This is a genomic window from Streptomyces gobiensis, from assembly GCF_021216675.1.
GTDB lineage: Bacteria > Actinomycetota > Actinomycetes > Streptomycetales > Streptomycetaceae > Streptomyces > Streptomyces gobiensis.
The window spans coordinates 199,514-214,486 of record NZ_CP086120.1 but is presented as its reverse complement, the minus strand read 5'-3'; the positions used below and the strand labels follow the sequence as shown (position 1 = coordinate 214,486).

Sequence of the window (14,973 nt, the reverse complement as noted above, 5' to 3'; positions counted from 1 at the left end):
CCTGACGATGAGTTGGGGGAGGCGGGGCGATGGATCCGGTATCGCTGGCGGTCGGGGTCGTGATGACGGTCATCGCCGGAGCGGGCGGCGAGGTCGGCAGGCGATTGATCGACGGAGCGGGAGGGCTGGCCAGACGCACCCCCTGGGGACGGCGCGGCGTGCCCCGGAACGCGGAGGAACGCCAGGAGCTGGGCCGCGCCTTGCGACGGCGCGCGCAAGCTGACCCCGGCTTCGCCCGCGAGCTGCGCGTGCTCGCGTACGGCGCCGCGTCCCGGCTCGCCCAGGCCGCCGCCCCGCAGACGCTGCCCCTGCTGACCACGCACTTCACCAACCGCACCCACACGCTCTCCTCCTGCACCGAAGTCGCCGAGCGCCCGGGTCCTCGCACCGTGGAGATCACTGGACCGCCGGGCATCGGGAAGAGCGCGGCCGGTGCGGAATGGGGCCTGCGCAACGGCGAACGGTTCCCGGACGGCCGGATCTGGATCGAGCTGGGCGACCCGGCCGAGTCCCTGGGCCGCTGTCTGCGCCAACTCGGCGTCCAGCCGGACGAGCTGCCGGTCACCCTGCAGGACCGGACCGATCTTTACCGCACCATGGTGACCGACCGGAAACTGCTCATCGTCCTGGACAACGCGGGGTCACTCGCGCAGATCGAGCCCTTCCTCACGCCCGCCGCCGGGGTGATGATCATCGTCACCGCCCGCCGTCCGGTCACCGGGCTCACGGGCCTGCGCGGTGCTCACCCGGTGCCGTTGACGGAGCTGTCCCCGCAGTCGGCCACCGAGCTGCTGACCCTCATGATCGGTGCGGAACGCGCCACAGCGGAGCTGGCCGCCTTCCAGACGGTCATCTCCCGGCTGCGCGGTTCACCGGAGGCGCTCTGCTCGATGGGTCAGCACCTGATGGCAGAGCCCGGGCTCCCGCTGTCCGAGATCGTCCGGGAGTTCGCCGACCACGATCGACGTGGGGAGGGCCAGGCCATGACCGATGACGACCCGGTGCGGATCGCCGCCGATGCCGCATACCGCGCGCTGTCGCCTGAGGCCGCCCGGGTCTGCAGGACAGTGGCAGTCCGGCCCTGGCCGTCGCTCTCGGCCGCTGCCGCCGCCGCGGCGGCGGGTATCAGCGAGGGGGAGGCTCGGCTGCTGCTGGCCGAACTCGCTGCCGTTCGGCTGCTGGAGACCGGTCCGGCCGAGGGGGAGGGCCGCCGCTACCGCTTCCGGGACACGGTCCGTCAGTACGTCGAGCGGGTCGCACAGCGCGAGGACGGCGTCCAGGCGATGGCGCAGGTGGTCCGCCGTACGGTCCGGCACTACCTCAGTTTCGCTGTTGAGGCTGACTACTGTGCCCTCCCGGACCGCTGGCACCTCGGCCCCCTCTATGCGCGTTGCAAGGAACGGGACAGGAAGTACCCGACGAGCAAGGACGCGCTGGAGGCGCTGCGCGCGGAGCGGGACAGCCTGGCTGAGGCGGTACGGGCCGCGGTGGACTGCGGCGAGGACGAGCTCGTATGGCAGCTCTGCGAGGCGATGTGGGCCCTGCATCTGAAGGTGGGGTTCCACCAGCAGGGAGTCCCGGCCCTGCTGGAGGGCGTCCGGGCAGCCGGGCGGCAGCCGCAGGTGGCCAGCAGGATGCGTACCCACCTGGCGTTTCTGCTGATGTGGCGTGGCCAGTACGCGGACGCACAGCGGGAGTTCAGCGCGGTCGCGGCGGCCGAGGCGGCGGCGGGGCGCAAGCGCGGATATGCCACCGCGGTGGAGTCACTGGGGCTGCTGTGCCTTCGGCAGTGGCACTGGGAGGAGGCCGAGCGGCTCTTCCGGGAGGCCCTGGAGACCGTCGGCACCATCGGCGCGGACGAAGAGGGCCGGGCGGATGTGCCCCGGGCGCGCGCCCTGCTCGCCCACCACATCGGCCGCGCCCTGCGTGGCCAGGGACGGCACGAGGAAGCGATCATCCAGCTCCAGGACGCGCGACGGCAGCTGCGTGCCCTTGACGACCGCTACAACGAGATCCGGGTGCTGACCACGGTGGCCGAGGCCCGCCTCGCCATGGACGGCGCGGCCGCCGCCATCGGCCCGCTGGACGATGCGCTGGCCGCCATGGCGGATCAGGGCGCCGGCGTCCAGCAGGCAGAGGTCGCGGTGCTGCGCGCGGGATGCGCCCATGAGCTGGGAGACCCGGCGGAGGAGCGCTATCTGCGGACCGCCCTGAAGATCTATGAGGGCAACGGCGATACGGCGGCCGCGGACCGGATGCGCGCCCAACTCGACGCGTTGGGCTAGCCGATACGGTCCACCTGGACCTGGACCTGGACCCGGAGCCGGTGCCGGATGTCGCCGGTGACCACGGTCATCGTCCCGCCCAGCTCACCGAGCGACTTGCCGGAGCCGGTCCAGGCATGCAGCGCGGAGGCGTACGCGGCCGGATCACCCAGATCGGGACGCCCGTCGGCACCGGGGTCAGCGGTGAGCCGGATGAGGGAGCCGTCACGCATACACACCGTGCAGCGGTCCGGCGCGCTGATGTAGGCCGCGACCGAGCAGTGTGGGTGCCGGGTCAGCACCTCGCTCGCCCAGATCTCCGGGGGGCCGAGCCGGGGGTCGTCAGCGGCGCCGTACCGCACGATCACATCAGCGAGGGCCAGCCGGGCGGGGTCCTGGGTGTCCTCATGGACGGCGGTGTGCAGGGCGTCGCCGTACGGTCCTGCTGGATCGTAGGGCGGATCCGCATAGCGGGTGACACCGATCTCGGCGGGGTCCGCGCCCAGCAACCGGGTGAGCACGCGCAGCGGCGCTGTCCGCTCGGCGGGTTCGTACCGGGGGAGCGGCAGGGGATCGAGCAGGGCGGGGTGTGGTGGCTCGGGGATGCCCATAAGCCGGTAGAAGACCTGGCGCAGCAGGGCGGCCGAGCGGCCCGGGTCGGAGCTGGTCTGGGCGGCGAGCGCGGCGTACCGGCCGGGCCGGTGGCGCTCGATCACCGCGTCGAGCTGGGGCCGCAGCGGAGCGTACGGGCGCAGCTTCGGGGCGGCCCGGCCGAGGGCGGCGACCGGTGAGTGCGGGTCGAGGTTCTGGTGCGGGAAGGCGCCGAGCAGCACGGGGGTGCCCAGGGCGGCCGCATAGAAGGTGACCGAACCGTGGTCGCCGAGCACGCAGTCGGCGGCGATCAGCGCTTGGCGCCAGCCCTCCAACGGCGGCACCAGGGCGAGCCCGGCGCGGCGGGCCCGGTCCAGCCAGGCACGTATCTGGCCGGGACCATGGCCGTACCAGATGTTCGGGTGCAGCACGGCGACGGCGCGGTACTCATCGGCCGGTAGCTCGGCGGTGAGCCGGGGGAGCAGTGAGGGCAGTATCTCGTCGCTGCCGCCGTCGCCGAAGAGCGAATCCGGGTTCCAGGTCGAGTTGAGCACGATGAGCCGCTGCCCCGGACCAACGCCGAGAGCGCGCCGGAAACGCTCGCGGTGAGGGAGCGCGGCGAGCAGCCGGTCGTAGCAGGGGTCACCAGCCAGTACGGCCGTGGGGACGGCCTCCGGGCAGGCGGCATCGAGCCGGTCAAGCTGCTCGGGGTGGGAGAGAACGGTGGCGTCGGCGATGGGCTGACCGTTGTGCAGCAGCCACTCCGGCCCAATCCCGAACACGGGCGCGGGTGGCCGGTGGCCGGTGGCCGGTGGCCGGTGGCCGGTGGCCGGTGGCCGGTGGCCGGTGGCCGGTGGCCGGTGTCGCCAATCTCTTATTGTAGCCAACGCCATGCGAGAGTACGGCCAAATTTCCTGATATATCAGCTAGTTGGCCCCCATAGCTGGCCGATATCGCAAGGTCGACCGGAGTCCGTACCACCTGCTCCCAGGGCACTACCGGCAGCCCGGTCGCCGCCAGCAGCTCCGGCACCCCGGCCTGGAACGGTGATGAGCCGGTGCAGCTCACCAGGGACTGCACCCGCAGATCGTCCCGGAACAGGGGCAGCACATCGAGCAGCCGGGAGGCGGAGGTCACGTTGTGGACCACGAACAGCACCCGCTGGCAGTCACCCCGGGTCGTCCACCGCGCGGCGTCCGCCCCCACCGGCACCCGTAGCTCTCCGCCGTCCACCACTGTTCGCCCTTCCGCTGCCCCGGCGGTCAACTTAGATCATGGGACTCGCGGCGGTCACCTTGATCCCTGCCCCGGGACAGCCAGGCGCCGGTTACCGCGGGCCGGGAGCCCGCACCGTGGCGATGCCCAGCGTGGGCTGGGGCGGCAGTATGCCGGACTCGAAGACCGCCGCCACCGCGGGGTGGAGCAGCCTGGCGAACCGCTCGCAGCGCTCGGCCCCGAGGGCGCGCCACGGCGCCGCGGCCAGTTCATCGGTCAGCCGCTCGATGTCCTCCCGGCCCTTGCGCCCCAGGTCGGTGGCGTGGCCGTCCGCGTCGACCCAGCCACGCTCGAAGAGCCGGTCCTGGGCCGCTGCCCACTCCTCCTCACTCCAGCCGCGCCCGGCGAAGTTCTCCACCGGCACGGCCCCGATCGCGGCGAAGGAGACCAGCGTCTCGCAGCCGTCCAGACCGGCGGCCAGCAGCGCGGCGAGATGGCCGTCGCCACGGTGCTCACGCAGTACGGACATGGCCTGCCAGAGTGCCAGATGCGGCTCCTTGGGCCAGGGCAGCTCGCGGTTGGCGGCGGCCAGCGGACGGGCGGCCATATCGGCGCTCTCGGCGGCGGTACGGGCCAGCCCGGCCGCCTCCGTCATCTCGGGTCCGGTGACCGCGTCCCCGAGGAAGCCGCGCAGTATCCGGTCCACGGCGCGCAGCCGGGCGGCCAGTACGGTGCCGGGGCCGGCCGTCTCCCAGGCCGCCGGGACATACTCGGCCACCATGTGCGGGCTGAAGCTGTGGAACGTGGCCGTCACCAGCTCGGGTCCGGCCGCGCCCAGCGGTGCGCCACGGTAGGCGAAGTAGCCCGGCCAGCGTGACCCCACGTCATATCCCAGCGCCTTGGCCTCCTCGAAGGCCTCCGGCGCGAAGTAGAGGGAGGCGTACACCGGTTCCAGCTGGTGCCACATCCGGCGGGCCAGGTTTGCGTAGTCCGTTGTCACGGTCACTGTTCCTTTACGGGGGTCGGCGGCAACGGTAGCGGCAGGCCGGGAAGACCGTCGAGGCTGGTGCCGACGTGCTCCTTCTTGTGGAAGTACGCGTCCAGGGTGTCGTCCGTCTCCCGTTCGAAACGGGCGGCGTGCAGCGGCCGGTCCTCGTCATACGTCATCAGGGGCACGGCGTAGCCGCAGGTGTCCCGGATATGTTCGGCGGTGACCACGATGATGGCCCGCAGCCCGTGCTTGGCCGGATCGATGTCCGGGAAGCGGGCGAGCAGTTCACTCCAGCGCGGATCATCCCGGAAAACCGCCTCACCACGGCCGTGCACCCGCACGATGTTCGGCGGCCCGGAGAAGGCGCACCACATCAGGGTGATCCGCCCGTTCTCCCGCAGATGCGCGATGGTCTCGGCGTTGCTGCCCGCGAAATCCAGATAGGCGACGGTGTGCTCATCGAGTACCGCCAAGGAGCCCGCCAGGCCCTTCGGGGAGAGATTGACGGTGCCGTCGCCGGAGAGCGGCGCGGTGGCCGTGAAGAAAACGGGCTGCTGCTCGATGAACGTCCGCAGTCGGCCGGTTATGTGCTCGTGGCTCTTTCCCATGACCCGCATTATGCGTTTCGAATCTTCTGCGCGTGCGGCGTTTTCCCCGCACGCTGGAGGCATGAAGGACGGTTTCGAGGTGCGGCTGCGCCGGGTGTACGACGCGGTGGAGCCGCAGGACGGGACGCGGGTGCTGGTGGACCGGCTGTGGCCGCGCGGGCTGGCGAAGGAGACGGCGCGGCTGGATGAGTGGGTCAAGGACGTCGCCCCGTCCGCGGAGCTGCGCCGCTGGTACGGCCATGATCCGGAGCGGTTCGCGGAGTTTGGACAGCGTTACCGCGCGGAGCTGGCCGGGTCACGGCAGCAGGCCGCGCTGCACCGGGTCCGGGAGCTGGCGGGGCCTGCCCGGCTGACCCTGCTGACGGCCACCAAGGATCTTGACCACAGCCATGCCCCGATCCTGGCGGAGGAGCTGCGCGATCTGCGCTGACCTGCGCAGACGGCGTACGTTGACGAAACATACGGAGCAGTGCATACTTATGCCAGTCACCGTATGGATCGTAAGGAGACCCCCGTGACCGAGCGCGTCGTACTCGCCTACTCCGGTGGCCTGGACACTTCCGTCTGTATCGGCTGGATCGCCGAGGAGACCGGAGCCGAGGTCATCGCCGTCGCCGTGGATGTCGGCCAGGGCGGCGAGGATCTTGATGTGATCCGAAAGCGCGCGCTCGCCTGCGGGGCGGTCGAGGCAGAGGTCGCCGATGCCAAGGACGAGTTCGCCGAGGAGTACTGCCTCCCGGCGATCAAGGCCAACGCCCTCTATATGGACCGGTACCCGCTCGTCTCCGCCCTCTCCCGGCCGACGATCGTCAAGCACCTGGTCGCCGCCGCCCAGAAGCATGGCGCCACGACCGTGGCCCATGGCTGCACCGGCAAGGGCAATGACCAGGTCCGGTTCGAGGCAGGGATCTCCTCCCTCGCGCCCGCTCTGCGGTGCATCGCCCCGGTCCGGGACTACGCCATGACCCGGGACAAGGCCATCGCCTTCTGCGAGGAGAAGGGCCTGCCGATCGCCACCACCAAGAAGTCGCCGTACTCCATCGACCAGAACGTCTTCGGCCGGGCCGTCGAGACCGGCTTCCTGGAGGACATCTGGAACGCGCCCATCGAGGATGTCTACGAGTACACCCAGAACCCGGCCGTCCCCCGGGAGGCCGACGAGGTGATCATCACCTTCGAGAAGGGCGTGCCAGTCGCCATCGACGGCCGGCCCGTCACCGTTCTGCAGGCCATCCAGCAGCTCAATGAGCGGGCCGGCGCCCAGGGTATCGGCCGGATCGACATGGTCGAGGACCGGCTCGTGGGCATCAAGTCCCGGGAGGTGTACGAGTCCCCGGGCGGCATCGCCCTGATCACCGCCCACCAGGAGCTGGAGAGTGTCACCGTCGAGCGGGAGCTCGCCCGGTTCAAGCGGCAGGTCGAGCAGCGGTGGACCGAGCTGGTCTACGACGGCCTGTGGTTCTCCCCGCTCAAGCGGGCCCTGGACGGCTTCATCGACGAGGCCAACGAGCATGTCTGCGGTGACATCCGGATGACCCTGCACGGCGGCCGGGCCGTTGTCACCGGCCGGAAGTCCGACCAGTCGCTCTACGACTTCAACCTGGCGACATACGACAGCGGCGACACCTTCGACCAGTCGATGTCCAAGGGCTTCATCGAGCTGTTCGGCATGTCGAGCAAGATCGCTGCCAAGCGGGACCAGGCACAGTAGTCTGCCAGTCCGCGCCAGCGGATGAGCTTCACCCCGCCTCCCCGCCGTGCACACGGGTGGGGAGGCGGATCCGTATCACGCCAATGAGGAGCAGCGCAGCGATGAGCAACGGACCGGACAAGCCAGCCCAGGACGGCGATGTACGGCTGTGGGGCGGCCGGTTCGCGGATGGACCGGCCGAGGCACTGGCCAGGCTCAGTGCCTCAGTCCACTTCGACTGGCGGCTCGCCCCGTACGACATCGCCGGTTCCCGGGCGCACGCCCGTGTCCTGCACCGGGCCGGGCTGCTCAGCGCCGAGGAGCTGGACCGGATGTTCGCGGGGCTCGACCAGCTGGAGGCCGATGTCGCCGACGGCTCCTTCACCGGCACCATCGCCGACGAGGACGTCCATACGGCCCTGGAACGTGGCCTGCTGGAGCGGCTCGGCGCCGAGCTGGGCGGTAAGCTCCGGGCGGGCCGGTCCCGCAACGACCAGGTGGCCACCCTCTTCCGGATGTATCTGCGGGACCACGCCCGGATCATCGGCGCCCTGCTGGCTGATCTTCAGGGGGCTCTGGTCGGGCTCGCCGAGGCGCACCCGGATGTCGCCATGCCGGGCCGTACCCATCTCCAGCACGCCCAGCCGGTGCTCTTCGCACACCATGTGCTCGCCCATGTCCAGGCGCTGGGCCGGGACGCGGAGCGGCTGCGTCAGTGGGACGAGCGCACCGCCGTCTCGCCGTATGGCTCCGGCGCACTGGCCGGGTCCTCGCTCGGCCTCGACCCACGGGCGGTGGCGGCGGAACTCGGCTTTGAGCACGGCTCGGCGGCCAACTCCATCGACGGCACGGCCTCCCGGGACTTCGTCGCCGAATTCGCCTTCATCACCGCGATGATCGGTGTCGATCTGTCGAAGATCGCCGAAGAAGTCATCATCTGGAATACCAAGGAGTTCTCCTTCGTCACCCTGCATGACGCCTTCTCCACCGGTTCCTCGATCATGCCGCAGAAGAAGAACCCCGATATCGCCGAGCTGGCGCGCGGCAAATCCGGTCGGCTGATCGGCAATCTGACCGGGCTGCTGGCCACCCTCAAGGCACTGCCGCTCGCGTACAACCGGGATCTGCAGGAGGACAAGGAGCCGGTCTTTGACTCCTGTGACCAGCTGGAGATCCTGCTTCCGGCGTTCACCGGGATGATGGCCACGCTCACGGTCAACCGGGAGCGGATGGAGGAGCTGGCCCCGGCGGGATTCTCGCTGGCCACGGATATCGCCGAGTGGCTGGTCAAGCAGGAGGTGCCCTTCCGGGTCGCGCATGAGGTCGCGGGGGAGTGCGTCAAGGAGTGTGAGCGGGAGGGCATTGAGCTGGACCAGCTCACCGATGAGCAGTTCGCCAAGATCTCCCCGCGGCTGACCCCGGAGGTCCGCACGGTTCTCAGCGTCCCCGGCGCGCTCGCCGCCCGCAACGGCCGTGGCGGCACCGCCCCGTCTGCCGTGGCGGTGCAACTCGCCGAGGTCAAGGCCGATCTGGTGAAGCAGCGGGAGTGGGCGAACGCCAAACGGTGATCCCGGTGCCGCCGTGGGTACGGTGGTCAAACTGACCGCCGTACCGACCGCGCAGGGAGCCCCGATGCCGTTCGCCCGCCTGGCCAGAGCGACGACGCCGACCGCCCACATCGGACTCGGGCTGGCGGCCGTCGGCCGGCCCGCGTACATCAACCTCGGCCGGGAGCGCGATCTGCCGGCCGAGCGCAGCGTCGACGCCCTGCGTGAGCGCACCCATGAACTGCTGGATGCCGCTTACGCGCAGGGCGTCCGCTACTTCGACGCCGCCCGCTCCTATGGGCGGGCCGAAGAGTTCCTGGGCGACTGGCTACGGGCACACCCCGAGGTTGACGATGTCGTCATCGGCAGCAAGTGGGGCTATTCGTACACCGGGAACTGGCGTACCGACGCCGATGTCCATGAGGTGAAGGACCACACCCTCGCGATGTATGAAACCCAGCGCGCCGAGACCGGCAAGCTGCTGGGGGACCGGCTCGACCTCTACCAGATCCACTCCCTCACCCCGGACAGCCCGGCCCTCACCGACACCGCCCTCCATGAGCGCCTGGCCCGGCTGGCTGATGAAGGGGTGTCCGTCGGCTTCTCGACGAGCGGCCCCCACCAGGCCGACACCATCCGGGCCGCCCTCGATATCACCGTGGCGGACCGCCCGCTATTCCGCTCGGTCCAGAGCACCTACAACCTTCTGGAGACGTCCGCGGAAGCGGCCCTGGCCGAGGCGCACGAAGCCGGTCTCACCGTGATTATCAAGGAGGCCCTGGCCAACGGCCGCCTCGTGGCGCCCCAGGCACCGGCCGTGCTGCGTGAGGTCGCCGACGAGGCCGGTGCCAGCCCTGACGCGGTCGCCCTGGCCGCCGCCCTGTGCCGCCCCTGGGCGGGAGTCGTCCTGTCCGGGGCGGCCACCACCGAGCAGCTCTTCACCAATCTGCACGCCGTGACCGTGGACCTCGACGAGGAGCGGCTCGCCCGTCTCGCGGAGCTGACCGAGGATTCCTCGGCGTACTGGCGGTATCGCTCGGAACTGCCCTGGTCCTGACGCGCCACACCTGGCTTCCGCCGTGGGGGTGGGGGGCACTGCTCACACCGTAATGATGAGACATGAGTGTCTCAGATGAGTTATCGTCGTCTCATGACGGTGAACCGTGAACGTGTGCTCAAGACCGCCGCTGATCTGCTGTCCCGTAAGGCGACAGCCTCCATGGATGAGATCGCCAAGGCCGCGGGCATCAGCCGTGCCACGCTCCACCGGCACTTCGCCGGGCGCGACGCCCTGGTGCTGGCGCTGGGCGCACTGGGCATCGAGCAGATCGAGGAGGGCCTGGCCACCGCCCGTATCGACGAGGGCGAGCCGGAGGACGCGGTGCGGCGGCTGGTCGCCGAGGCGATGCCGGTGGCGGGCTTCCTGGCCTTTCTCTACGGCGAGAACCAGCTCTATGAGTCAGACCGGATGGACGAGGGCTGGCAGCGCGTCGACGCGAAGGTCAGCGGGCTCTTCCGGCGCGGTCAGCAGCAGGGCGTCTTCCGCCCGGAGCTGGCGCCGAGCTGGCTCACCGAAGCCCTTTACGCACTGATCGCGGCCTCCGCCTGGACCGTTCAGGACGGGCGGATGGCACCCAAGGACGCACCCCATATGGTCGCCGAGCTGCTGCTCGGCGGAGCGCTGCGGAGGACGGCCGCATGACCCGCCCGATACCCCGCCAGGCCGACGCCGGTGCCCCGCCCCGCGCGGGGCGCTGGCTCGCGCTCGCCGTTCTGGTACTGGCCGTGCTGCTGGTGGGCGTCGATGTCACCGTCCTGGGCCTGGCCACCCCCTTTCTCAGCGAGGATCTGCGGCCCTCGGGCACCCAGCTGCTGTGGATCGGCGATGTCTACTCCTTCGTCATCGCCGGACTGCTGGTCTCCATGGGCAGCCTCGGCGACCGTATCGGCCGTAAGAAGCTCCTGCTGACCGGTTCAGCCGCGTTCGGTGCGATCTCCGTCCTCAACGCCTATGCGCACAGCGCCGAGGCGATGATCCTGTGGCGGGCGCTGCTCGGCATCGCGGGCGCCACCCTGATGCCCGCCACCCTCGCGCTGATCCGCAGCCTTTTCCACGACCCCAGGGAGCGCAGCCTCGCCATCGGTATCTGGGGCGCCATGGCCTCGGCGGGTGCGGCGGTGGGCCCCGTCGTCGGCGGCCTTCTGCTGGAGCACTTCTGGTGGGGCTCGGTCTTCCTGATCAATCTGCCGGTGATGGCCGTTCTGGTGATCGTCGGCGTCAGGGTACTGCCCGAGTCCAAGAACCCGGCCCCCGGTCCCTGGGATCTGCCCAGCGTCGCGCTCTCCATGGTCGGCATCGTCTCGGTGGTCTACGCGGTCAAGGAAGCCGCTGCCTACGGGCCGCGCTGGGATGTCTGTCTCACCGCCGCGCTCGGCGCGCTCACGCTGGTGATATTCGTACGGCGGCAACTGCGGCTGGCGTCCCCGCTGCTGAATATGCGGCTCTTCAAGAACCGTGGCTTCTCCGGTGCGGTACTCGCCGATCTGCTCACCATTCTCGGGCTCTCCGGGCTGATCTTCTTCCTCTCGCAGTTCCTCCAGATGGTGCAGATGCGCGGCCCCCTGCAAGCCGGACTGGCTGAACTGCCCGCCGCGATCGGCGCGATCGGCGCCGGACTGGCCGCCGGTACGGTCGCCCGCCGTACCTCGGTGCGCGGCGCCGTCTCCAGCGGACTGGCCGCCGTCGGGCTGGCCCTCGGCGCGTGCCTGTGGTTGCAGGCCTCCACCGGCTACTGGCTGCTGGGCACCGTGCTGCTCGTGGTCGGCATGGGCGCCGGGCTCGCCTTTACGGTGACCGCGGATGTCATCCTCTCCAGCGTGCCCGAGGAGCAGGCGGGGGCCGCCTCCGCGGTGTCGGAGACCGCGTACGAACTGGGCGCGGCTCTCGGTATCGCCGTACTGGGCTCCATCGTTACCGGTGTCTACCGCGGCTTCCCGGTCCCGCCCGGCGTACCGGCACAGGCGGGCGCGGACGCCCATGAGTCGCTGGGCGGCGCGGTCGATACGGCCGCCGGGCTGCCCGGGGCCTCCGGTGAGCGGCTGCTGGCCGCCGCGCAGGAGAGCTTCACCGACGGGCTGCGCATCGCCGCCGCGGTGGGCTCGGTGGTGCTGCTCGCCGCGGCCGGGCTGGCCTGGCGACTGCTGCGCGGTCAGCGGCTCGCGGACAGCGCCAGCCCTGCCGGGCACTGACCTGGACGGCGTGAGTTCCTGGCGTGAGTGCCTGGCGTGAGTTCTTACGCCGCCTTCGCCTTTGTGGCGTACATATCGACGTACTCCTGACCGGAGAGCCGCATGACCTCGCTCATCACCTCATCGGTCACCGCGCGCAGCACATAGCGGTCCCGGTCCATCCCCTCGTAGCGGGAGAAGTCCAGCGGCTCGCCAAAGCGGACCGTGATGCGGCGGCCCGGGCCGATCCGGGGCAGGCCCCGGCCGCCGGGCTGTACCCGGTCGGTCCCGATCATCGCGAACGGCATCACCGGCGCACCGGTCATCAGCGTCAGCCGGGCGATACCGGTGCGGCCGCGGTAGAGCCGTCCATCGGGGGAGCGGGTGCCCTCCGGGTAGATACCGAAGGCCTTGCCCTCCTCAAGCACCCGGCGGCCGGTCATCAGCGCCGCCACACCACCGTGGCCGCCGTCCCGGTCGACGGGGATCATGCCGACCCCGGTGAAGAACCAGGCCATCAAGCGGCCCTTGAGGCTCTTTCCGGTCACATACTCGTCCTTGCCGATGAAGAAGACCTGTCGCTTGGCGACCAGCGGCAGGATCATCGAGTCGATGAACGTGAGGTGATTGCCGGCCAGGATCACCGGGCCGGTGCCCGGTACCCGGTCGGCTCCCTGTACCTGCGGACGGAACAGCACGCGCAGGAGCGGGCCGAGCAGCGCCTTGATGAGCAGGAACCGAAAAGACCGAGCATAACGGGGCATCACAGAGATTCAGCCTCCGGTCGTGGGCGGATGACGCGCAACGGATGCGCAGGTGAGGACGATACTCGCGGCTTTCGGTGGGCGGTGCACCGGGTTCATGGGACCGATACACAGAGTTGATGTCCCCCGTTGATGTCCCCGCTGATCTCGCCTGTTGATGTCGGGGTTGGCGCGCGTTTCCCTCATGTTCCGGCGTGTGATCCCCACCGGACAGGTCTGCCCGCCTACGCTTCAGCCGTCGTTTGTCAGGTGCGGGACACCGCACCGCGCAGTGAGGAGAGTTCATGGGACAGGAGCAGCGGCTGGGCCGCAGAACGGTGCTGGGGGCGGCGGCGCTGAGCGCGGGAGCGGCAGTGCTGGGGACCACCGGGACCGCTCAGGCCGCGGGGAGGTTCAGGCCGTCGGGGCTGCCGGTGCCCGCCGTCATCGGCCATCGTGGTGCCAGCGGCTACCGCCCTGAACACACCTTCGGGTCATACGATCTCGCGCTCGATATGGGAGCGGACATCGTCGAGCAGGACCTGGTCGCCACCAAGGACGGTCATCTCATCTGCCGTCATGAGAACGACATCACGGCCACCACGGATGTCGCCGACCACCCGGAGTTCGCCGACCGAAGGACCACCAAGTCGGTGGATGGTGAGGAGCACACCGGCTGGTTCACCGAGGACTTCACCCTCGCGGAGATCAAGAAGCTCCGGGCCACCGAGCGCATTCCCGGGCAGCGCCAGCAGAACACCCTCTACAACGGCCGCTGGACCGTGCCCACCTTCGAAGAGGTCATCCAATGGGCCCACAGGGAGGGCAAGAAGCGCGGCCGCCCCGTATGGCTCCATGCCGAAACCAAGCACCCCAGCTACTTCCGTAAGCTCGGACTCGGGCTGGAGGAACGGTTGGCGAGGCTCCTGCGGAAGTACGGGCTGCACCGGCGGAATTCGCCGGTCTTTCTGCAGTCCTTTGAACCCAGCAGCATCCAGCGGCTCAGCAAGCTCGTCGGTACCCCCGGTGTGGTGCTGCTGTGGACCGCTGACTCGCAGCCCTGGGACTTCACCGAGGCGGGCGACCCGCGCACCGTCGCGGACCTGGTGACCCCCGAGGGACTGGACTGGATCGCCGGCTACGCCCGGGGTATCGGCCCGCTGCTGGATCTCATCATTCCCAAGGGCCCGGACGGCCAGCTCGGTGAGCCCACCACGCTGGTCCCGGACGCGCATGACCGCGGTCTGGTGCTGCACCCGTACACCATGCGGAACGAGAACTCCTTCCTGCCCGCCGAATTCCGGCGCGGTGACAACCCCAACGACTACGGGGACGCCTTCGGCGCGTACCGCATGTACTACGAGACCGGTATCGATGGGATCTTTTCTGATAACCCGGACACCGCCCGGCTTGCCGCCGAGGACTTCCGTCGCTCACGTGGGTGATCCTCCCCGCTAGCTGAAACCGCCCGGCGGGACCCTCGCGTCCCGCCGGGCATGCAGTTTCCGGAATACCTTCGTCCACTGCTGGCTGCTGAGTGCGCCGCCGAGGCCCATGCCGCCGGGGCCGAGGCGGAGGACCTTGAACAGTCCGTCTGGCTGCGCTGGCTGGAACGCGTCCACGCCGAGGGGCCGCCGCCCCGGCCGGGCGCCTGGCTGCGTGCGACCGTACGTGCCGAGGCGCGTTCCATCGGGCACCGGACCAGCCGGGAAGTCACCTACGACCCGGCGGCCGCCGAACCCGCCGGGGGCCCGGAGCACAGCGCCGAACGGCGGTTTCTCGATGGGGAGCGGGGGCGCGTGGTGCGCGGAGCCGTAGCGCGACTGCCTGGCCGCTGCCCCCGTGTGCTGGCCGCGCTGCTGTCACCCAGGGATCTGACGTACCAAGAAATCGCAGGTGAGTTGGGAATCTCACAGGGGAGTCTAGGGCCATTGCGTTCCCGCTGCCTGGGATGTCTGCGCAGAATGCTCTTGGCGGAGGTTGGAATCCCTGAACTCGGGGGAAGGGTGCGATAACAACCGGCGTCATCAGGGCAGACAGTCCGGGCCGCGCGACCCTCACTCTTGGCGCGGACGGGCGCGACAACAAGGGAGAGG

The 14,973-nt window shown here is 70.0% G+C and carries 13 protein-coding genes; 9 read left to right on the top strand and 4 right to left on the bottom strand.

Going from position 1 to position 14,973, the window contains the following annotated elements; genetic code table 11:
* Positions 1-29 precede the first annotated feature (29 nt).
* Entirely contained in the window at positions 30-2,285 is a 2,256-nt protein-coding gene (locus tag test1122_RS01050) for a tetratricopeptide repeat protein (RefSeq protein WP_232267252.1), read from the top strand.
* Here test1122_RS01050 and test1122_RS01045 read toward each other — a convergent pair.
* The 3 genes from test1122_RS01045 to test1122_RS01035 all read right to left on the bottom strand — a co-directional run bounded on the left by test1122_RS01045 (position 2,282) and on the right by test1122_RS01035 (position 5,669).
* Positions 2,282-3,637 carry a hypothetical protein gene (locus test1122_RS01045; RefSeq protein WP_232267251.1) on the bottom strand — a complete coding sequence of 452 codons (1,356 nt, stop codon included), beginning with the start codon at positions 3,635-3,637 and terminating at the stop codon, positions 2,282-2,284. The two genes, test1122_RS01050 and test1122_RS01045, sit on opposite strands and share 4 nt — an antisense overlap.
* 545 nt (positions 3,638-4,182) lie before the next feature.
* Positions 4,183-5,037: an SCO6745 family protein gene (locus tag test1122_RS01040; protein ID WP_232271695.1), complete on the bottom strand. Its 855-nt coding sequence runs from the start codon at positions 5,035-5,037 to the stop codon at positions 4,183-4,185.
* Positions 5,038-5,072: 35 nt separating this feature from the next.
* Positions 5,073-5,669, bottom strand: coding sequence for a pyridoxamine 5'-phosphate oxidase family protein (locus test1122_RS01035; RefSeq protein WP_232267250.1), 597 nt, complete (start codon positions 5,667-5,669; stop codon positions 5,073-5,075).
* A gap of 61 nt (positions 5,670-5,730) precedes the next feature.
* Between test1122_RS01035 and test1122_RS01030 the strand changes: the two genes are divergently transcribed.
* The 6 genes from test1122_RS01030 (at position 5,731) to test1122_RS01005 (ending at position 12,155) form a co-directional block, all read left to right on the top strand.
* Positions 5,731-6,099 carry a DUF488 domain-containing protein gene (locus test1122_RS01030; protein ID WP_232267249.1) on the top strand — a complete coding sequence of 123 codons (369 nt, stop codon included), beginning with the start codon at positions 5,731-5,733 and terminating at the stop codon, positions 6,097-6,099.
* Positions 6,100-6,183: 84 nt separating this feature from the next.
* Positions 6,184-7,380, top strand: coding sequence for an argininosuccinate synthase (locus tag test1122_RS01025; protein ID WP_232267248.1), 1,197 nt, complete (start codon positions 6,184-6,186; stop codon positions 7,378-7,380).
* Between the two features lie 101 nt (positions 7,381-7,481).
* On the top strand, positions 7,482-8,927 hold the full coding sequence (gene argH, locus test1122_RS01020; RefSeq protein WP_232267247.1) for an argininosuccinate lyase: 1,446 nt from the start codon (positions 7,482-7,484) through the stop codon (positions 8,925-8,927).
* Between the two features lie 64 nt (positions 8,928-8,991).
* A complete protein-coding gene (locus tag test1122_RS01015) occupies positions 8,992-9,963 on the top strand; it encodes an aldo/keto reductase (RefSeq protein ID WP_232267246.1) in 972 nt (323 codons plus the stop codon).
* 93 nt (positions 9,964-10,056) lie between these two features.
* Positions 10,057-10,608, top strand: coding sequence for a TetR/AcrR family transcriptional regulator (locus test1122_RS01010; protein WP_232267245.1), 552 nt, complete (start codon positions 10,057-10,059; stop codon positions 10,606-10,608).
* The gene (locus test1122_RS01005) at positions 10,605-12,155 is read left to right on the top strand and encodes an MFS transporter (protein WP_232267244.1); all 1,551 of its coding nucleotides are present in this window, start codon (positions 10,605-10,607) and stop codon (positions 12,153-12,155) included. Before test1122_RS01010 ends, test1122_RS01005 begins: the two co-directional genes overlap by 4 nt.
* 44 nt (positions 12,156-12,199) lie before the next feature.
* On the opposite strand, the gene test1122_RS01000 is transcribed toward test1122_RS01005, so the two are convergent.
* Positions 12,200-12,898 (bottom strand): lysophospholipid acyltransferase family protein, encoded by a 699-nt coding sequence (locus test1122_RS01000; protein ID WP_232267243.1) that lies wholly within the window; start codon positions 12,896-12,898, stop codon positions 12,200-12,202.
* A gap of 284 nt (positions 12,899-13,182) precedes the next feature.
* On the opposite strand from test1122_RS01000, the gene test1122_RS00995 reads away from it, so the two are divergent.
* Both test1122_RS00995 and test1122_RS00990 read left to right on the top strand, forming a co-directional pair.
* Entirely contained in the window at positions 13,183-14,322 is a 1,140-nt protein-coding gene (locus test1122_RS00995; protein ID WP_232267242.1) for a glycerophosphodiester phosphodiesterase, read from the top strand.
* Positions 14,323-14,373: 51 nt separating this feature from the next.
* Entirely contained in the window at positions 14,374-14,892 is a 519-nt protein-coding gene (locus test1122_RS00990; protein WP_232267241.1) for an RNA polymerase sigma factor, read from the top strand.
* Positions 14,893-14,973 lie beyond the last annotated feature (81 nt).